Origin of the sequence: Pseudomonas sp. PS01303 (genome assembly GCF_029959385.1) — a bacterium.
Classification (GTDB): Bacteria; Pseudomonadota; Gammaproteobacteria; order Pseudomonadales; family Pseudomonadaceae; genus Aquipseudomonas; species Aquipseudomonas rustica.
Window position 1 is genome coordinate 40,168 of sequence record NZ_JASCPK010000023.1, and the last position, 18,916, is coordinate 59,083.

Consider the following 18,916-nt stretch of genomic DNA (forward strand, 5'->3'; position numbering starts at 1 on the left):
GAACTTTCCCTGATAAATGAGTTAAGGCAAAAGCCGATCGGGCATCAGGCGCATCAGCTGTGTGTCGAACCAGGCCACGAAGGCCGGCGACGGCACGGCATCGACCGCCAGATACCACCAGTCGGCAGCAGCGAAGGCACGGCACTTCACCGCGTCCTTTTCGGTCATCACCAACGGCAATGACGGTGTGAAATTCAACGCCTGCACGCTGTATTCAGCGTGGTCAGCAAATGCATGCGGGACTGCGCGCCAGTCTAGCGCTTCGAGGGTATTGAAGAAACGTTGCGGATTGCCGATCCCGGCGACTGCGTGGACGCTCTGACCCGGCGCAAAATGCTCGAGCGACTTGCGCTCGCCGCTGCGCAGATTAACCAGCGCGGTCGGTTGCAGATGGAAAGCGAAACCGTCGTCGCGATCTTCAGTGGCACCGTTGAACAATACGCCGTCGACGCTTTGCAGACGTTCGATCGGCTCACGCAACGGCCCCGCCGGCAGGCAGCGCTTGTTGCCGAGACCGCGAGCGGCATCAATCAACACCAGCTCCAGGTCTCGCGCCAGACGGTAATGCTGCATGCCATCGTCGGAGAGAATCAGATCCAGCGGTTCACTGGCGAGCAAGGCTTTGACGGCGGCGCTGCGATCGGGGTCGATCATCAATGGCACGCCGGTGCGCTGGACGATCAGCAGTGGCTCGTCGCCAGCGATGTCAGCGGTCTGGTCGGCCTCGACGCGCCATGGCAATTGCGGCGGCTTCGCCCCGTAACCACGGCTGACCACACCAATCCGCAAACCGCTGCGCCGGCAGTGTTCGATCAACCAGAGGATCATCGGCGTTTTGCCGGTGCCGCCCACGGTGATGTTGCCGACCACGATCAACGGCACCGGCGGCTGATAAATTTCGCCCTGGCCATCGAGAAAACGCTGACGCTTGTTGACCACCACGCGGCGATACAACATTTCCAGCGGCCGCAGCAGCGTCAGGGCCGGGTGCCCCTGATACCACGCGGCGAGCAAGCGATCGGACAGGCTCATCAGGATTTGGGCGCCGCCTCGACCGTGGTCATGCGCAGATGGCTGAAACCGAGCTTGCCGGCCGCGTCCATGGCGGTGATCACGGATTGATGCTGAGTCTTGCCGTCAGCACTGATCGACAACGGCATATTGGTGTCACCGTTGGATTCTTTCTGCATGGCTTCCATCAATGTCGCCAGATCGTTTTTCGGCAGAATCTTGTTGTTCACCGAAAACACGCCTTCAGCGCTGATGGCCACGTCGATCTGCTTGAGCTGCTGATCTTCGGCGGGCGAGCCGCTGACGGCTTCCGGCAAATCAACGCGCAACTGGGTTTCGCGGGTAAACGTGGTGGTCACGACGAAAAACAGCAGCAGGATAAACACCACGTCGATCAGCGACGCGAGGTTGATGTCGATCGTTTCCCGTGGTTTGCGACGGAATTTCACGCGCGGCCCTCGGCCAGATCGACGTCACGGTCGCCCTGCACCACTTCAACCAGTTTGATCGCTTCCTGCTCCATGCCGACCACCAACTCGTCGATGCGGCGTTGCAGGAACCGGTGGAAGAACACCGCCGGAATACCGACCATCAGGCCCGCTGCCGTGGTGATCAACGCTTTCGAGATACCACCGGCCAATACCGAGGCGTTGGTGGTCATGCCGGAACCGGTGAAGGCGCTGAAAATGTCGATCATGCCCAGCACCGTACCCAACAGACCCAGCAGCGGCGACATCGCAGCGATGGTGCCCAGCGCATTGACGTAGCGTTCGAGCTCGTGAATGACGCGGGCGGCGGCCTCTTCGATGCACTCTTTCATGATCTCGCGACCATGCTTGGAGTTGGCCAGACCCGCGGCGAGGATTTCCCCCAGCGGCGAGTTGGCACGCAGTTCCTTGAGTTTTTCTTTATTGAGCTGTTTGTCCTTGATCCAGACCCAGACCTGGCCCAACAGATGCTCGGGGGTGACGCGACTGGCGCGCAGGGTCCACAGGCGCTCGGCGACAATCGCCATGGCCGCGATGGAACTCAGAATGATCGGCAACATCATCCAGCCGCCGGATTTGACCAATTCCCACACAGTGACAGTCCCCTCGAAAAAGTGCGCCACTTTACCATACCGATCCGCGATTAAGACCCGCCGCTCCGACGACCGTGATGTGCCATCCATGCTGGCACCGATCAACGGGCGAGCGCAGGCGGATCGCGCCAGAAACGCCGCTGTTGACGCATAGTCCACGGCGCTTGAAAGCGGCCCAGTTGCAGATGAATGGCGCCCTGCTCGGCGCTGTCGTAAATGCGCAGGCCTTGCTTGCGATAACGCGCCAGCACGGTCGGGTGCGGATGGCCGAAGGAGTTGCCGTGGCCTCGGGAGATCAGCACGGCTTCGGGCTTCAGCGCGTTGAGCAGGGCCATGGATGATGAGCTACGACTGCCATGGTGCGGAGATTGCAGCCATTGCGTTGGCACCGCCAAAGGACTGCCGAGCAGAACGCGCTCGGCATGCACATCGATATCGCCGGTCAGCAGCAGACGCTCGCCGTTGGCTTCGATCTGCAACACGCAAGAGCGCTGGTTGCTGTCGCGGGCATCCGCCCACATCCACAGTTGAAAACGCACACCGTCCCACTGCCATTGCTCGCCACTTTCGCAGGCCTCAGCGCTCAATTCGGCAGGCAGGCCCGGCGGATCGCCGCTCAATACACGGACGACTTTCATGCCCCGCGCAATCGCCAGCGCACCGCCGGCATGATCGGCGTCGGCGTGACTGAGCAGCATCACATCAAGATTGTCCACGCTGAGTTTGCGCAGGGCCGGCAGCACCACGCGTTCGCCGAGATCGAAATCGCCGAAGCGCGGGCCGGCGTCGTAGAGCAGCGTGTGATGGCGGGTTCGGACCAGGATCGCCAGGCCCTGGCCGACATCGAGCTGCCAGACATCGGCCAGTCCTTCGTCCAGTCGCTCGCGCGGCGGCACCACCAGAATCAGCAACAACGGCCAGCCCAGTGGTCGCAGTGGCACCCCGCGTGGCAATAGCAACAGCACGGCGCCGAGACTGCCGAGAATCCACACCCAGAACGGTATCGACGGCGCAATCCACGCAGGCCATTGCCCGGCAATCAGTGCCAGCGCGCGAAACAGCCAATCGATCAAACCGCCGGCCAGCCACAGCAGCCCTTCGCCGACATAAGGAACCGGCAACAACACAGTGCCGAGCAGCGCCGGCGGCAACACCACCAGACTGATCCAGGGCACCGCGAGCAAATTCGCCAGCGGCCCGCTGAGACTGATCGGCAGATTCAGCGCCAGCAGCACCGGGCATAAACCGATGGCAATCAACCATTGCGCCCGCGTCCACGTTTGCCACCAACGCCACGCGCCCAAGCGTCCGCCAAAGGTGAAAATCAACACCGCCACCGCCGCAAACGACAGCCACAAACCCGGACGCAAACTGGCAAGCGGTTCCAGCAACAGCACGCCGTTGAACGCCAGCAGCAGCGGCCACCACGCGCCCAGATGACGAAAGCGCAGGCGCCACAACAACACTAATCCGACCATCACGCAGGCGCGCTGCACCGGCACGTCGAAACCAGCGAGCAAGGCGTAACCCAGCGCCGCCGCGAACGCCAATCCACAAGCCCACGGCAACCATGGCCAGCGCAATGGCCACAGTCCAAAACGCGCGAGCCCGGCGACCAGCAGGTACATCACCGCCGCCAGCAAACCGATGTGCTGCCCGGAAATCACCAGCAAATGCACGGTGCCGGTGTCCTGCAAAATCTGCCAATCCTCACGGCTGAGCCCCGAACCGTCGCCCAGCACCAGCGCCGCCAATGCTCCGGCGCGACCTTGCGCGTCCACTGCCAGCAAGCGCTGACGAATGCTGTCGCGCCAAGCCCAGCGTGCTTCACTCAGGCGCTGGCCATCCTTGATTGTGCCGGTCGCGCCGACACGTTGCGCGAGCAGCCACGCCTCGTGATCGAACGCATCCGGATTGAGCAAACCAACTGGACGCTTGAGTTTGACCGCCAATCGCCAACGCTCGCCGCTGTTGACCGGCGGCCCGGCGTACCAGGCCAGACGCAGCAGCGACGGCAGTTTTTCGTGACGCGAGTGCGCATCGGCCAGTTCGAAGCGCACCACGCCGTCCGCATTTTGCGGCAAGCCAATCACCCGCCCTTCGAGCCAGCGGGTTTCACCGTCGAGAGCCGCGGGCAATCGATCATTCAGCGCCCATTGCGCGCTGACACAAGCCCAGCTAAAGCCAAACAATAAAAACGCCACTGGATAGGTGCGAAACGGCAGCAGCATCAAACCCACCACCGGCAACACCGGTATCAACCCGACCGGCGGTAAGGCCGGTAAAAACATCGGGGCCAGCAGACCGACTGCCAGCGCCATCATCCCTGTGCGCATAAGCCCGTCCTTGAGAGTCCCGTTCTTAGGCATAGCGGGTGTTGCGCACTCGCGCCGTCAACAATTGTCACAAAGTCTGAATGGGCGGTTCATCGAATCCAGACATACTTGCCGCCTTAACCGACCGAGAAGCCTTATGCCCCGGCGCTTATTCAAACGTTACATGCCCGACCCGACGAGCATCAGGGAACACAAATCCTTACGCTTTCTCGGCAAGTTGCTGCATGACCCGAACCTCTGGCACCTCAATCGCCACTCGGTCGCGCGGGCGATGGCGGTCGGTTTGTTTGCCGCTTTCCTGCCGATTCCGGCCCAGATGCTGGTGGCTGCTGCGCTTGCCGTCATGGTGCGCGGCAATATGCCGATTGCGGTGAGCCTGGTCTGGCTGACCAATCCGATCACCATGCCGGCGGTGTTTTTCTGCACCTATCAGGCCGGAGCGTGGTTGATGGATGTGCCCGCGCGGCATCTGCCCGATGAGCTGACCTGGGAATGGATCAGCGGTGAGTTGTCGACATTGTGGCAGCCGTTTTTGCTGGGATCGGTGGTGGTGGGACTGGTGCTCGGTGCCCTCGCCTACTTTCTGGTGATGATGTATTGGCGCTGGTGGGTGGCGCGGCAGTGGGCACGGCGCAAGAAAAGTCGCAAATCCTGAATGCAAAACGGCCTCCGCGATGGGAGGCCGTTTTGTTTTGTGTTGTCTGGACACTATCTGTAGGAGCTGCGGCACGCTGCGATCTTTTGATTGTGATCTTCAAGATCAAAAGATCGCAGCCTTCGGCAGCTCCTACAGGGATTGTGTGTGGATCAGGTACGCATCCCGCGTCCACTCACCAGCAACCGTGCACAACCGAGGTACAGCACCACCGTCGCCACCAGCATGAAGGTGATGGCGATGCCGATCTTGATGTCCGACACACCGAGAATGCCGTAACGGAAGGCGTTGACCATGTGCAGCACCGGGTTGGCCAGTGATACGGTCTGCCAGAACGGCGGCAGCAAGGTGATCGAATAGAACACGCCGCCCAGATAAGTCAGCGGTGTCAGCACGAACGTCGGAATGATCGAAATATCATCGAAGTTGCGCGCGAATACGGCGTTGATAAAGCCCAGCAGCGAGAAAATCGTCGCCGTCAGTACCACCACCAAAATCGTCACGCCGAGGTGATGCACCTGCAAATCGGTGAAGAACATCGACAGAATCGTCACGATCACGCCGACCATCAAACCGCGCAGCACGCCGCCGCAGGTATAGCCGATCAGGATCGTGTGCGGCGACACCGGCGAGACCATCAATTCCTCGATGGAGCGCTGGAACTTGCTGCCGAAGAAACTCGAGACCACGTTGCCGTAGGAGTTGGTGATCACCGACATCATGATCAGCCCCGGCACGATGTACTGCATGTAGGTGAAGCCACCCATGTCGCCGATCTGCCGACCGATCAGGTTACCGAAGATCACAAAGTACAAAACCATAGTGATCGCCGGCGGCAGCAGGGTCTGCGGCCAGATCCGCGTGAAGCGTCGGACCTCGCGATAAACGATGGTGTTGAGGGCGACGAGGTTGGGACGTAACTCGGAACTCATACCGCCACCTTCGACAGATTTTTCTCCACCAGGGACACGAACAGCTCCTCAAGGCGATTGGTTTTGTTGCGCAGGCTCAGCACTTCGATGTTCTGCTGCGCCAATTGAGTGAACAACGCCGTAATGCCCATGGATTTGTCGACCTGGACTTCCAGGGTATGGCTGTCGATCAACCGCGCGGGGTAGCCGAGCAATTGCGGCGTGACGCTCAAGTCGTTTTTCAGATCGAGCAAGAAGGTTTCCACGTGCAACTGGCCCAGCAACTGTTTCATGCTGGTGTTCTCGACGATGGTGCCGTGGTCGATAATGCCGATGTTGCGGCACAGCTGCTCAGCCTCCTCCAGATAATGCGTGGTGAGGATGATGGTGATGCCTTTCTGGTTCAGTTCGGTGAGGAACGTCCACATCGATCGGCGCAGCTCGATGTCGACGCCTGCGGTCGGTTCATCGAGGATCAGCAGACGCGGTTCGTGCACCAGCGCGCGGGCGATCATCAAACGGCGCTTCATGCCGCCGGACAGCGAACGCGACGGCACATCGCGCTTGTCCCACAAGCCCAGTTGCGTCAGGTACTGCTCGGCGCGTTCCTTGGCGATCTTCGCCGGAATGCCGTAGTAACCGGCCTGAGTGACGACGATGTCGAAGGTCTTCTCAAACTGATTGAAGTTGAATTCCTGCGGCACCACGCCGATCGAGCGCTTGAGCTGCGCAGGATTCTTGTCGAGGTCATGACCGAAGATATTCACGCTGCCGCTGGTCTTGTTGACCAGGGTCGAGAGAATGCCGATGGTCGTGGATTTGCCGGCACCGTTGGGGCCGAGCAAGGCGAAAAAGTCACCTTCGGCGACGTCCAGATCGATACCACTCAAGGCCTGGAACCCGTTGCCGTAGGTTTTGGTTAGCTGCCGGATGGACAGAGCGGAACTCATATCTGATTTACGCACCATGGAAGGAAGAAAGGAGACGGCGGCGATGGATCCAACCGCAGCGCAAGTGCGCAATGGTGCTTGCCGCCGCCGTACAAGTACAGTCAAGTGTGTCGATAGTAGGTATTAAGTCAACGCGGTCATAACGGCTTTTTTGTAGGCCGGACGCTGCTTCAGGCGCTCGTACCAGGCTTGCAGATGCGGTTGCGGGGCGCGTTCGATGGGCATTTCGAACCAGGCATAAATGAAACTGCCCAGTGGAATATCGCCCATGCCGATGTCTTTTCCGGACAGGTACGGTTGGCTGACCAGCGCCTCGTCGGCCATGCTCAGCAACTCGGTGCATTCCTTGATCGCGGCGTTGATCGCAGGCCAGTCCTGCTTGTCCGCCGGGGTGCGCAAGACGCCCCAGAACACCGTGCGGAACGGCCCGGCAAAACTCGAGGTCGTCCAGTCCATCCACTTGTCTGCGAGGGCGCGGGCTTGCGGATCGGCAGAATACCAAGTGCTGTTCGGCGCATGTTTACCCAGCAGATAACGCACGATGGCGTTGGATTCCCACAGCACGAAACCGTCGTCTTCAATCACCGGCACACGCCCGTTCGGATTCATCGCCCGGTACTCCGGCGTGTCGACCACACCGAACGCGCCACCGGCATCAATCGCCTCGTAAGCCAGACCGAGTTCCTCGGCAGCCCACAATGGCTTCCTGACATTCGATGAGTTTTTCCGTCCCCAGATCTTCAGCATGACCGCCTCTTTTCAAATGAGTGGGCGGCCAGCATACGCCGGATCAGACGCGGCTTACATCGCTGTGCATGTCACCCAACAGTTGTGGCTGCTGATCGCCGAAAAGGTGCGGATAGCATTTTTCCAGGTGTTCGAAGAAGAAGGTTTCCGGCACATCGGTGAACTGGCCGTGATCGACCAGGTATTCCATCAACTGCGCGCCATCACGATTGAACGGGTGGAAAACACTGTCGTTGATGCCGTCGAATTCCAGCGGCGCGACGTTGAACAGTGCGCAGAGTTTCTGGTTGAACGCCGGTGTGGCCTTTACCCAGCGATCGTTGAGGAAAAACTCGGTGTAACCGTGCATGGCGAACATGTCGCTTTTCAGCAATTCGAGCAGACGTGGCGTCGATAAATGATTCTTCACGTCGGCCAGACCGATCCGCGCCGGGATCCCGCAATGCCGCGCGCAACCCGCGAGCAGCGTGGCTTTGGGCACGCAATAACTCTCCCCCGCCGCCAATGCATAGCTGCCACGCAGGGTTTGCGGATCACGGCTGAAGGTGTAAGGGTTGTAGCGCACCGCTTCGCGCACGGCGTAATAAAGATTGATCGCCTGCTCTACCGGGTCGCGGCTGGCACCCCGGTGTCGTTCAGCGAACTCCACCACCGCCGGATGGTCACTATCGGTGAAGCGGCCGGGACTCAGATATTCGTGCATGACGACAATCTCCTTGATGAAACTGGAGTCTAGCGACAGCTCAAGCACAGAGATAACGACGTTTCGGCCAAACTTGGACGCAAAGACGCGGGATCACCGAACGATTTCCCACACGTGTTGCCCACCGAACCTACGAACACCATCCGGGGTTTCCCACGATTTCAATCACCTTGGTCTGACCACCCGGTTTTGCAGATGCGGTCTAAGCTCTGGAGGGTCGATTTGCCTTGGTTCACGGAGGACTGAAATATGCTGTTGTTGTGGATACTGATTTTGATTGTCGGCGTGGCGTATATCGCCCACCGGCGTATCGCCCCGCTGCCCGCGTTGGGCATCGTTGCCGTCTACTTATTGGCAATGGGCATTTTCAGTCACGCACCGGGCTGGCTGCTGCTGGTGTTCTGGGTGCTGCTGGCGGTGGTCGCCGCGCCGTTGCTGCTGCCTGACCTGCGCCGCAAACATTTCACCGCGCCGCTGTTCAACTGGTTCCAGAAAACCCTGCCGCCGATGTCGCAGACCGAACGCGACGCGATCGATGCCGGCACCGTGTGGTGGGATGGCGAGCTGTTCAGCGGCCGTCCGGACTGGGACAAACTGCTGGCCTATCCCAAGGTGCAACTGACCGAAGAAGAACAAGCCTTCATCGATGGCCCGACCGAAGAGCTGTGCGCGATGGTCACTGACTGGCAGATCGGCCAGTCGATGGACTTGCCGCCGGAAGCCTGGACGCACATCAAGGAACACGGCTTTTTTGCCCTGATCATTCCGAAAGAATTTGGCGGTAAAGGCTTCTCGGCTTACGCCCACTCGCAAGTGGCGATGAAACTCGCGACCCGCAGCGGCGACCTCGCCTCCACCGTGATGGTGCCCAACTCCCTCGGCCCGGCCGAATTGTTGCTGCACTACGGCACCGACGAACAACGCAATCACTACCTGCCACGTCTGGCCCGTGGCGACGACATTCCGTGCTTCGCCCTCACCGGCCCGCTCGCCGGTTCCGATGCCGGCGCGATGCCCGACACCGGGATTATCTGCAAAGGTCAGTGGGAAGGTCAGGAAGTCATTGGTCTGCGCCTGAACTGGGAAAAACGCTACATCACCCTCGGCCCGGTGGCGACGCTGCTCGGCCTCGCATTCAAAGCGTATGACCCAGAGCACTTGCTCGGCGACAAGGAAGACCTCGGCATCAGCCTGGCGCTGATTCCGACCGACACCGACGGCGTCGAAATCGGCCGTCGTCACCTGCCACTGGGCGCGGCGTTCATGAACGGCCCGAACTCGGGCAAAGACGTGTTCATCCCGCTGGACTTCCTTATCGGCGGTCAAGAGATGCTCGGCAAAGGCTGGATGATGCTGATGAACTGCCTGTCGGTCGGCCGTTCGATTTCGCTGCCAGCGGTGGGTACCGGTGCGGCGAAATTCACCAGTCTGGTCACCGGCCAGTACGCGCAGATTCGTGAGCAGTTCAACGTGCCGCTGTCGGCGTTCGAAGGTATTCAGGAAGCGATGGCGCGCATCGGCGGTAACGCGTGGATGATGGACGCGGCGCGGATGCTCACCGCCAACGCGGTGGATCTCGGCGAGAAGCCTTCAGTACTGTCGGCGATTCTCAAGTACCACCTTACCGAACGCGGCCGCGAATGCATCAGCCACGCCATGGATGTCCACGGCGGCAAGGCGATCATCATGGGCCCGAACAATTACCTGGGGCGCAGTTGGAACGGTGCGCCGATCTTCATCACCGTGGAAGGCGCGAACATCCTGTCACGCAACCTGATGATCTTCGGTCAGGGCGCGATTCGCTGCCATCCGTTCGTGCTCAAGGAAATGGCCCTCGCCGGTCGCGAGGACAAGGATCAGGCGCTGAAAGAGTTCGACGGCCTGCTGCTCAAGCACATCGGTTTTGCCGTGAGCAACGCCGCCAGCACACTGGTGCTGAACCTTGGTTTCGGCCACTTCGAACATGCGCCGGGCGACAAGATCAGCCAAGGCTACTTCCGCGCGCTTAACCGTCAGGCTGCAGCCTTTGCGATGCTCGCCGACTTCAGCATGATGCTGCTCGGTGGCGAGCTGAAACGTCGCGAACGTCTGTCGGCACGTCTGGGTGATGTGTTGAGCAACCTGTATCTGGCCTCCGCTGCGCTCAAGCGATATCACGATCTGGATTCGCCGGCGTACATGGAGCCCCTGTTCCGCTGGGCCATGGAAGAAAGCCTCGGCCAGGCGGAACGCGCCATGGACGAGTTGCTGCGCAACTTCCCGAACAAGGTCTTCGGTTGCCTGCTGCGCGTCATCGTCTTCCCGTTTGGCCGTCGTCACAAAGGCCCGTCGGACAAACTCGGGGCCGAAGTGGCTGGCGTGATTGGTCGGGCGAAAGGTGATCCGGCGCTGGAAGAACTGCTCGCCGGTTGCTATCGCCCACAGTCGCCGGACGACGCGGTCGGTGCGTTGCAACACGCCAGCGATCTGCTGACGGCTGCGCAACCGCTGCATAAAAAGCTGCATGCGTCGCTGAAAAGCGGTCAGGTCAAGCCGGTCGCCGGCGAACACGCGATCGATGCGGCACTGGAGGCTGGCGTGTTGCAAGCAGTGGAAGCGCAGAGCTTGCGCGATGCCGAAGCGGCGCGCCGCAAGGTGATTGATGTCGATGATTTCGACAAAGAAGAGCTGAAACAGGCAGAGGGCAAAGTCCGCTGATCCTGAGACCCATGTCCAAGCGGGCACAGGAGCTTTATACTCCCGCGCCCGTTTTGCTCTTGAGGACTTATCTCGTGTCCAACGTCGTTGCCGATCATCTTGTGTTGCTCGACCACCTGCGCAGTATCCTGGTCGCCGTAGGTGAGGCCGAACAGGTTCCCGAAGAAAGCCATGCCTTGTTTCTGGAGCGTTTCGACGAACTGCTCGCTTCGTTGCCGATCGATCCGATCGAAAGCCAATACCTGGGCCAGGACATCCTGACTCAAGTGATTAGCCGTTATCCGCAAATTGCCCACCTGATCCCGCGGGATTTGCTGTGGTTCTTCGCCGGTGACTGCCTGCATTACCTGGCCGATGAAGAAATCGACTTGTATCAGGCGCTGGAAGAACGTCGTTTCGAAGCTGAACAGAATGACGAACCGTTCGACTGGAATCAGGAAAAGCAGTTGCTGGCGATGTCTGCTCAGGACAGCAAGCACTGATCAAATAGATTGGTTGAAGATCAAAAGATCGCAGCCTTCGGCAGCTCCTACAGGGGAATTACGCAATCGCCCTGTAGGAGCTGCCGAAGGCTGCGATCTTTTGCTTTTGCGCTACAACAACCCTTCGCTTTCAGGCAGTTCATACGCCATCGCGGCGTTACTCGCATTGCCCACCTTCCCCGGCTTGCTCAGGGTCGGTTCCTTCTCCAGACACTCCACCAGAAAATCGATAAGCACCCGCAGCTTCGGCGGCAGATACCGCGTGGGCGAATGCAACAGCCACAGCCCACCGTGATACGAAGCAAGGAACGTCCAGTCCGGCAACACCTGCACCACCAACTTCTGCTCCAACGCATAACGCGCAGTGAAGTACGGCAGGCTGCCAATGCCGATGTGCTGCAACACCGCGCCCAGTCGCACGCCAGTGTGATTGGCGGCATAGCGACCACGCACGCCGACCGTCACTGCTTTGCTGCCCTTCTTGAATTTCCAGCGCGCATCGCTCGGGGTTTCGCCCAGATAAATACAGCTGTGATTGAGCAGGTCATGCGGATGTGTGGGTGTGCCGTGTTCGGCGAGGTATTGCGGCGTGGCGCAGAGCATATGGTCGATGGTCAGTAATTGACGTCCGACCAACCCCGCCGGCGGCCGATCGGTGATGCGGATGGCCAGATCTACATGATCGTCGATCAGATCGACCTGCCGATCCTCCAGCAATAACTCGACATCGACTTTGGGATAGCGCCGCAGAAACTCCGGCATGTGCGGATGAATCACAAAGCGCCCCACCGCTTTCGGCACGCTGACGCGCACCAGCCCTTCCGCTTCGTGGGTGAACTGGCCGCTGATTTCCATCACCGACTTGGCCGCGCTGACCATCTCCTGACAGCGCTTGAACACTTCTTCGCCGCCATCGCTCAAGCGCAGTTTGCGCGTGGTGCGCTGCAACAAGCGCGTGGCCAAGGCTTTCTCCAACCGCGAGATGCTGCGACTGACCGCCGACGGCGAAGAGCCCAGTTGGCGAGCCGCTTCAGAGAAGCTGCCGGTCTCCACGACCTTCACGAAAATCGCCATTTCACCGAGCAGCGGTAGCGGCAGATTGATGCTCACAGCGCACAAGTCCTTTGATGTTTGGATGGATTATCACGTTATTGCACGATTCATATAATAAAAACAGAACTTTAATAAGGCCTGAAACATGACGCTTCGCCTGTTTTTCCACAGTGATGACCTCAAGGCCAACGTGGAAGTCCTCGACTGCACACCCCACGAAAACGAATATGCCGTTGTGCTCCGTGCCACCCTGTTTCACCCACAGGGCGGTGGTCAGCCTTGCGATACCGGCTGGATCGGCGAAGGCCAGGTGCTGCGCGTGGTGCAGGAGCCAGAGCGCATCGTGCATTTCGTTGATCGCCCGGTACCGCTCGGCATGACTTGTATCCGCGTCGACGAAGATCGCCGCCGCTTCAACACACGCATGCATTCGGCCGGGCACCTGATCGGTCATTTCGTCCAGGCAATGGGCTGGACACCGATCAAGGCGCATCACTGGCCGGACGAAGGCCGAGTGCAATTCAAACCGAGCGATGTCGCCCAGGATGTCGATGCCGAGACCGTTCAATACGGCGTCGGCCAGTGGATCGAGCACGATCTGCCACGCCTTACCTCGCTGCGCGAAGGCGCACGGGAAATCAGTTTCGGTGAGCTGCCAGCCTACGGTTGCGGCGGCACCCACGTACGTAGCCTGAAGGATCTGGGCACAGTCACGATCGCGTCCCTCTCGCAGAAGAAGGGCACGCTGTCCGTCCACTACAGCGTGGATTGAGCATTTCGGGCGCTGCCGCCGCGCAGCGCCCGACGCCGTGGAACCGCACTCGCCGGTTCCGTTGACTATCGATAGATGGACCTAAAATAAAATGATGCTAGACGTCGAGCGTCTCGATGAGACGTGCATAAAAAAACTGGCCAACGAAGAAGTCCTCGCCATCCGCGTCAAAGGCTTTTTGCCCAAGCCGCTGGCGATCGAAATTGGCGACAAGATTCTCGCCCCGGGCTATGAGGGCTACATCAACGCGCCGAGTATCGGCCGAATCGGCATGGCGTTTTACGAGGCAGAAAATCAGCCGATGCTGATCGAGGACTACTTCGAACTCGCCACCCGCAACATCGCCGAACTACGCCATCGCTGCGCGCCCTACTCCTCGCCGGTCGACACGCTGCGCTGCATGCTCGACGAATCCTGGCCGGCCGGTGCGCATCTGGAAAACCTCTACGGTCGCAAAATGTACGTCGGCCTGTCGCGCGTGGTGAAGCCCGGCGTGTGCTTTCTCGCCCACCACGACATTTTCGCCAAGGACGCCCCGGACAGTTTTCAGGCGCGCAGCCTCGATGCGCAATTTGCCTGCAACGTGTACCTGAACATGCCCACCGAGGGCGGCGCCTTGCAGATGTGGGACGACGACATCACGCCGGATCAGTTCGACGAAATGCGCGGCGACAGCTACGGCATCGACCCGGCGCTGTTAGGCCGCCCAGCCCTTGAGGTACGCCCCGAACCCGGCGATTTCATCATGTTCAATTCGCGCTGCATGCACTCGGTGACCCCGGGCGTGGCCGATCCGCGTTTGAGCCTTTCCTTCTTTGTCGGCTATCGCGGCAATGCTTCACCCCTGACTTTCTGGAGCTGAGATGTATTCGAATTACCTGGGCGAGTTTCTGGCGCTGGCCACCATTCACTTCCTTGCCGTGGTCGCTCCCGGCCCTGATTTCGCGGTGACCATCCGCCAGAGCGTGCGCTTCGGGCGACTGGTGGGGATCTGCACGGCGCTGGGCATTGGTGCGGGGATTTCCGTGCACGTGCTGTACACGTTGCTTGGGGTCGGCGCGCTGATGCACACCACGCCGTGGTTGCTGACCGTGGCCAAAGTGGTTGGTGGTGCTTACATTTTGTACCTCGGTGTCAGCCTGATTCGCAGCAAACCGAAGACAGCACTGGAAGGAGAAAAAACGGCCGAGGAACCACTGGTTGAACAGTCTTTGTTCAAAGCGTTCAGCACCGGTTTTCTGACCAATGCGACCAATCCCAAAGCAACCCTGTTTTTCCTGGCGATCTTCACCACGATCATCAGCGCCAGCACGCCCCTGCAAATCCAGGCCTTCTATGGTTTGTGGATGTGTTTTGTAAACGCGCTGTGGTTTGTCATCGTCGCGCTGTTCTTCTCCAGCAACAAAGTGCGCGTGCTGTTTATGCGCATGGGCCACTGGTTCGAACGCAGCATGGGGGTGATTTTGATTCTGTTCGCCGGGCGCTTGATGCTCTCCATGTAATGCAAAAAAAGTCCCGGCGATGCCTGCCGGGACTTTTTCATTTGTGCGCCTCTTTTGCAGTTCTGTGCGACACATCCCGTTTAGAGCCTCCCACGGCAGGTGCTTGCAGTGTTAGTTTGCGAAATGTTTCTGACACACCCGTCGGCAACATCTCATTAACCGCCTGCAAAGGAATGCCTCCGTAATGGACTTTTCCCTCAAGCAACTGGCCGCCGCTACCCTGATGCTGGCCAGCCTCGCCTCGTTCACCACCGCCGCTCAAGCCAACATCACCCCAGAGCAGAGCGCGGTCATCCTGAAATCCTTCGACGCCAAAACCGTCACGGATTTTCGCGAGTTTCTGGGCAGTCTGGCCAAAAGCGACATCGCTAAAACCGACAACCTCGGCCCGGCCATCAGCGCTTTCCTCGACAACAAAACCCTGAACGCTGAGCAGCAGAACGAGATTCATCGTCTGCTAGGCATTTACACCCGCGTGAAGTACGGCAAAGCCGCGCTGGAAACCCTGCGCGAACTGGTCGAGATTCCGACCTTCCAGAAGGAAGGTGTGGCACAGCACGACAACCCTGAGTTCATCAAGATCGCTGCCAAGATCAAGAGCCTGGCCGAATCTTTCAACCTGAATTTCCGCAACGTCGATAACCGCGTTTACGAGATTTCGCTGGAAGGCCAGGGCGATGAAGTCGTCGGCATTCACGCGCACGCCGACGTGGTGCCGGTCACTCCGGAAAACTGGGTGCTCAAGGACGGCACCAAACTCGATCCGTTCAAGGTCACGCTGATCGGCGATCGCATGTACGGTCGCGGCACCGAGGATGACAAGAACGGCATCGTCGTCGCCATGTACGCGATGAAAGTCATCAAAGAAGAAAAGCTGCCACTGGCACGCAACTTCAAGCTGCTAGTCGACACCACCGAAGAGACCACCGGCGACGCGATCCCTTACTACTTCGAACACAACCCGACGCCGGCCTACAACATGGCGCTGGATGGCGGTTACCCGGTGGTAATTGCCGAGAAAGGTTACGGCACCGTGATGGCCAACTTCGCCAAGCGCAAAGCTGAAGGCAAAGGTGCGGAAATCACTTCGATGACCGGCGGCTTGGCGACCAACCAGATTCCATCGGCCTCCGTCGTGACGTTGGTGACGGACAAACCTGCCGAACTGGCGGCGAGTCTGCAAAAGGCCGGCAATGAGTTCGCCAAAAACAACGGCGGCAACTTCGAAGTGGCGGCCAAGGTTGACGGCAAAGACGTCAAACTGACGGTGACCGGTGTTTCTGCGCACTCCTCCGAGCCAGAGTCCGGCGTGAACCCGGTGGCGCGCATGCTGGTGTTCATCAATAGCCTGAACGGCAAAGTCGCCCTCAAGCACAATCAATTCACCGACGCCGCGCGTTATGCCGCTGACAACTGGGGCCTGGATTATCTGGGCAACACCTTGAAAGTCGGTTTCGCCGACAGCTTCATGGGCCCGCTGACCACTTCTTTGACCTACGTTGGTGAGAACGACAAAGCCTTCAAACTGGCGGTCAATCTGCGCGTGCCGAAGGGCAAATCGCCAGAAAAACTCAAGGCTGAAATTGCTGACAAGCTGAGCGCGTGGACGAAGAAAACCCACGTCGCCGTGACGTTCGATTACTCGATCGCCGAACCGATGTACCGCAACCCTGAAGGCGAATGGGTCAAGGCATTGCTGGCAGTGTCGACGGAAAACCTTGGCATGAAACACGAGTTCGGCACCTCTGCCGGCGCGACGTCGGTGCATGAATTGCCGAATGGCGTGCAGTTTGGTCTGGCGCGTCCCGAGGTGAAATACACCGGGCACACCGATGGCGAGTTCAAGACCGTTGACCAGTTCTTGCTGGATCTGCAGATCGTCACCGAAATGATGGGGCGCATCGGGCAACTGCCGAAGCTGTAACGGAAACAAAAAAAGGACCGTAAAGGTCCTTTTTTATGGGCGACGATAAATCGCGCACAAACAAAAACGCCGATCATCACTGATCGGCGTTTTTGTTGAATATGGAGCGGGAAACGAGACTCGAACTCGCGACCCCGACCTTGGCAAGGTCGTGCTCTACCAACTGAGCTATTCCCGCAATGGCGTCCCCTAGGGGACTCGAACCCCTGTTACCGCCGTGAAAGGGCGGTGTCCTAGGCCACTAGACGAAGGGGACACAGGCTACAACTTTCACTAATAAAAACGCCGCTCACTGAGCGGCGTTTCTAGAATTTGGAGCGGGAAACGAGACTCGAACTCGCGACCCCGACCTTGGCAAGGTCGTGCTCTACCAACTGAGCTATTCCCGCAAATGGCGTCCCCTAGGGGACTCGAACCCCTGTTACCGCCGTGAAAGGGCGGTGTCCTAGGCCACTAGACGAAGGGGACACGCTACCCGGAACACATGGTGTGTGTTTCGGTGTCCAGATCCGCATCCGAAGACTTGGTTCTGGTTTCACTCAGCACCGCCCGAAAGCACTGCTGTTTAAAAATGGAGCGGGAAACGAGACTCGAACTCGCGACCCCGACCTTGGCAAGGTCGTGCTCTACCAACTGAGCTATTCCCGCAATGGCGTCCCCTAGGGGACTCGAACCCCTGTTACCGCCGTGAAAGGGCGGTGTCCTAGGCCACTAGACGAAGGGGACACGCTACAACTTCACTCCCTACCGCGTTTCGCTGTGTGCTTTACGCTGTAAGTGGCGCGCATTCTATGGATGGATTAAGGGGTCGTCAACCCCTTGATATAAATTTATTTAAATCAATGACTTCGACCTGCTTTACCAAGTCAATCAGGCTTTTCCGTCGCCCGACGATTGACGCCTATATTCCGCCACACGCCAAGGCGTTATAGTCCACCGCACAGTGATGGCCTTATGCGCTTACCGCGCCAGCATTCATCTAAGCAGTGCGTGGCCGATACAGACACAAGCTACCGATCCAACGCGTCGAGCAGCGGCAGCCACCTGAATGCCGAGCCACTGAACTCGCAAGTGAACCCTATAAAGAGGTCTTACCGGTGACACCACTCATGATCACCCTGCTAGTCGTAGCCGGGATCGCAATTCTGATCGCCATTGGCTACATGAACCATGTGGTGGAAAACAACAAACTGGAGAAGGCCCGCACCAAGGTCGAACTCAACGACCGCCTGCGCCGCTGCGGCGAACTGACCGAGACCTTTCCCGGCCAGTTCATGACCCCTGCGCTCAAACTGTTGCTGACCCGACTGGAACTCAACGTCTGCCAGCGCCTGCTCAACCTGGAAAAAACCAGTGCCACCACCAAAGCGCGCATCAGCGAACTCAGCGCACTGGTCGCCCAGGGCGAATCGATCCCGGTCAACAACCCGCCGGCACCGATCCTGACCGAAGCCAAAGCCAAAGACGTGCGCTTCCTGCTTGAAGCCCTGCACGGCCAAATCACCCGCGCCGCCCACGACGGCTTCCTGCCACCGAACGAAGCCAAACAGTGGATCCGCGAAGTCCGCCACATCCTCGTACTGCTGCACATCGAATTCTTCAACAACCTCGGCCAACAATCCCTGCAACAAAACCAACCCGGCCAAGCCCGCCTCGCCTTCGAACGCGGCGTGCAATACCTGCGCAAACAACAAGACCCGCAGGCCTACGCCGAACAACTGCAATACCTGGAAAAACTGCTCGCCCGCGCCAACGCCCAGGTCATGGACAAAATTGCACCCGTGGAAGGTGAAGAGAACCAACTGACCACAGGTTTGAAAGATGTAGAGGCGGATGCGGACTGGAAGAAGAAAGTGATTTACGACTGATTGAAGAAGTAACGAGAGAAGCCACCGGGAGGTGGCTTTTTTGTGGGTGATGGATGGGGACTGAGGGGAATTTCAGGCCGCTTTCGCCAGCAGGCTAGCTTGTATGGTAGGACTCGAAGGGGTGGGTGGGACCAAAAGCCAGCTTCTGACTGTTAGCCCAGTACAGACTGTGGGAGACATCGGCCCCACCCCTTCCACCAAAGCGCCGATAAAGAATGCTTCGT

The 18,916-nt window shown here is 59.1% G+C and carries 17 protein-coding genes and 6 tRNA genes; 8 read left to right on the forward strand and 15 right to left on the reverse strand.

Going from position 1 to position 18,916, the window contains the following annotated elements; genetic code table 11:
* Positions 1–21 precede the first annotated feature (21 nt).
* From lpxK to QMX93_RS09910, 4 genes are all read right to left on the reverse strand, one after another.
* A complete protein-coding gene (gene lpxK, locus QMX93_RS09895; RefSeq protein ID WP_282355253.1) occupies positions 22–1,032 on the reverse strand; it encodes a tetraacyldisaccharide 4'-kinase in 1,011 nt (336 codons plus the stop codon).
* The gene (locus QMX93_RS09900) at positions 1,032–1,460 is read right to left on the reverse strand and encodes a biopolymer transporter ExbD (protein ID WP_007908223.1); all 429 of its coding nucleotides are present in this window, start codon (positions 1,458–1,460) and stop codon (positions 1,032–1,034) included. Before QMX93_RS09900 ends, lpxK begins: the two co-directional genes overlap by 1 nt.
* Positions 1,457–2,092 (reverse strand): MotA/TolQ/ExbB proton channel family protein, encoded by a 636-nt coding sequence (locus QMX93_RS09905; RefSeq protein WP_007908216.1) that lies wholly within the window; start codon positions 2,090–2,092, stop codon positions 1,457–1,459. Before QMX93_RS09905 ends, QMX93_RS09900 begins: the two co-directional genes overlap by 4 nt.
* Before the next feature lie 101 nt (positions 2,093–2,193).
* Positions 2,194–4,428: a DNA internalization-related competence protein ComEC/Rec2 gene (locus tag QMX93_RS09910; protein ID WP_282355257.1), complete on the reverse strand. Its 2,235-nt coding sequence runs from the start codon at positions 4,426–4,428 to the stop codon at positions 2,194–2,196.
* Positions 4,429–4,564: 136 nt separating this feature from the next.
* On the opposite strand from QMX93_RS09910, the gene QMX93_RS09915 reads away from it, so the two are divergent.
* Positions 4,565–5,083: a DUF2062 domain-containing protein gene (locus QMX93_RS09915; RefSeq protein ID WP_053122655.1), complete on the forward strand. Its 519-nt coding sequence runs from the start codon at positions 4,565–4,567 to the stop codon at positions 5,081–5,083.
* 152 nt (positions 5,084–5,235) lie between these two features.
* Here the strand turns inward: QMX93_RS09915 and QMX93_RS09920 are convergent, their stop codons facing one another.
* The 4 genes from QMX93_RS09920 to QMX93_RS09935 all read right to left on the reverse strand — a co-directional run bounded on the left by QMX93_RS09920 (position 5,236) and on the right by QMX93_RS09935 (position 8,394).
* On the reverse strand, positions 5,236–6,015 hold the full coding sequence (locus QMX93_RS09920; RefSeq protein WP_053122664.1) for an ABC transporter permease: 780 nt from the start codon (positions 6,013–6,015) through the stop codon (positions 5,236–5,238).
* Positions 6,012–6,944, reverse strand: coding sequence for an ABC transporter ATP-binding protein (locus tag QMX93_RS09925; RefSeq protein ID WP_053122667.1), 933 nt, complete (start codon positions 6,942–6,944; stop codon positions 6,012–6,014). Before QMX93_RS09925 ends, QMX93_RS09920 begins: the two co-directional genes overlap by 4 nt.
* A 123-nt stretch (positions 6,945–7,067) precedes the next feature.
* Positions 7,068–7,691 carry a glutathione S-transferase gene (locus tag QMX93_RS09930; protein ID WP_282355260.1) on the reverse strand — a complete coding sequence of 208 codons (624 nt, stop codon included), beginning with the start codon at positions 7,689–7,691 and terminating at the stop codon, positions 7,068–7,070.
* A gap of 43 nt (positions 7,692–7,734) precedes the next feature.
* On the reverse strand, positions 7,735–8,394 hold the full coding sequence (locus QMX93_RS09935; RefSeq protein ID WP_282355263.1) for a transglutaminase family protein: 660 nt from the start codon (positions 8,392–8,394) through the stop codon (positions 7,735–7,737).
* A gap of 249 nt (positions 8,395–8,643) precedes the next feature.
* Here QMX93_RS09935 and QMX93_RS09940 point away from each other — a divergent pair, with 249 nt between their 5' ends.
* A complete protein-coding gene (locus QMX93_RS09940) occupies positions 8,644–11,091 on the forward strand; it encodes an acyl-CoA dehydrogenase (RefSeq protein ID WP_282355265.1) in 2,448 nt (815 codons plus the stop codon).
* Positions 11,092–11,165: 74 nt separating this feature from the next.
* On the forward strand, positions 11,166–11,573 hold the full coding sequence (locus tag QMX93_RS09945) for a PA2817 family protein (protein ID WP_053122680.1): 408 nt from the start codon (positions 11,166–11,168) through the stop codon (positions 11,571–11,573).
* Positions 11,574–11,684: 111 nt separating this feature from the next.
* Here QMX93_RS09945 and QMX93_RS09950 read toward each other — a convergent pair whose 3' ends face one another.
* Entirely contained in the window at positions 11,685–12,683 is a 999-nt protein-coding gene (locus tag QMX93_RS09950; RefSeq protein ID WP_053122682.1) for a LysR family transcriptional regulator, read from the reverse strand.
* Positions 12,684–12,771: 88 nt separating this feature from the next.
* Here QMX93_RS09950 and QMX93_RS09955 point away from each other — a divergent pair, with 88 nt between their 5' ends.
* The 4 genes from QMX93_RS09955 to QMX93_RS09970 all read left to right on the forward strand — a co-directional run bounded on the left by QMX93_RS09955 (position 12,772) and on the right by QMX93_RS09970 (position 16,824).
* Complete coding sequence (locus QMX93_RS09955) at positions 12,772–13,398, forward strand: alanyl-tRNA editing protein (RefSeq protein ID WP_282355273.1); 627 nt, start codon at positions 12,772–12,774, stop codon at positions 13,396–13,398.
* Positions 13,399–13,489: 91 nt separating this feature from the next.
* Positions 13,490–14,260, forward strand: coding sequence for a 2OG-Fe(II) oxygenase (locus tag QMX93_RS09960; RefSeq protein WP_053122688.1), 771 nt, complete (start codon positions 13,490–13,492; stop codon positions 14,258–14,260).
* 1 nt (position 14,261) lies between these two features.
* Positions 14,262–14,900 (forward strand): LysE family translocator, encoded by a 639-nt coding sequence (locus QMX93_RS09965; protein WP_053122691.1) that lies wholly within the window; start codon positions 14,262–14,264, stop codon positions 14,898–14,900.
* 184 nt (positions 14,901–15,084) lie between these two features.
* Positions 15,085–16,824 carry a dipeptidase gene (locus tag QMX93_RS09970; RefSeq protein WP_053122694.1) on the forward strand — a complete coding sequence of 580 codons (1,740 nt, stop codon included), beginning with the start codon at positions 15,085–15,087 and terminating at the stop codon, positions 16,822–16,824.
* A gap of 102 nt (positions 16,825–16,926) precedes the next feature.
* Here the strand turns inward: QMX93_RS09970 and QMX93_RS09975 are convergent.
* The 6 genes from QMX93_RS09975 to QMX93_RS10000 all read right to left on the reverse strand — a co-directional run bounded on the left by QMX93_RS09975 (position 16,927) and on the right by QMX93_RS10000 (position 17,550).
* A tRNA-Gly gene (locus tag QMX93_RS09975) sits at positions 16,927–17,002 on the reverse strand.
* A gap of 2 nt (positions 17,003–17,004) precedes the next feature.
* Positions 17,005–17,080: transfer RNA gene (locus QMX93_RS09980), tRNA-Glu, on the reverse strand.
* Positions 17,081–17,137: 57 nt separating this feature from the next.
* A tRNA-Gly gene (locus QMX93_RS09985) sits at positions 17,138–17,213 on the reverse strand.
* A 3-nt stretch (positions 17,214–17,216) separates the two neighbouring features.
* A tRNA-Glu gene (locus QMX93_RS09990) sits at positions 17,217–17,292 on the reverse strand.
* 104 nt (positions 17,293–17,396) lie between these two features.
* Positions 17,397–17,472 (reverse strand) — tRNA-Gly (locus QMX93_RS09995).
* Between the two features lie 2 nt (positions 17,473–17,474).
* Positions 17,475–17,550: transfer RNA gene (locus tag QMX93_RS10000), tRNA-Glu, on the reverse strand.
* 371 nt (positions 17,551–17,921) lie between these two features.
* On the opposite strand from QMX93_RS10000, the gene QMX93_RS10005 reads away from it, so the two are divergent.
* Complete coding sequence (locus QMX93_RS10005; RefSeq protein WP_082341470.1) at positions 17,922–18,692, forward strand: hypothetical protein; 771 nt, start codon at positions 17,922–17,924, stop codon at positions 18,690–18,692.
* Positions 18,693–18,916 lie beyond the last annotated feature (224 nt).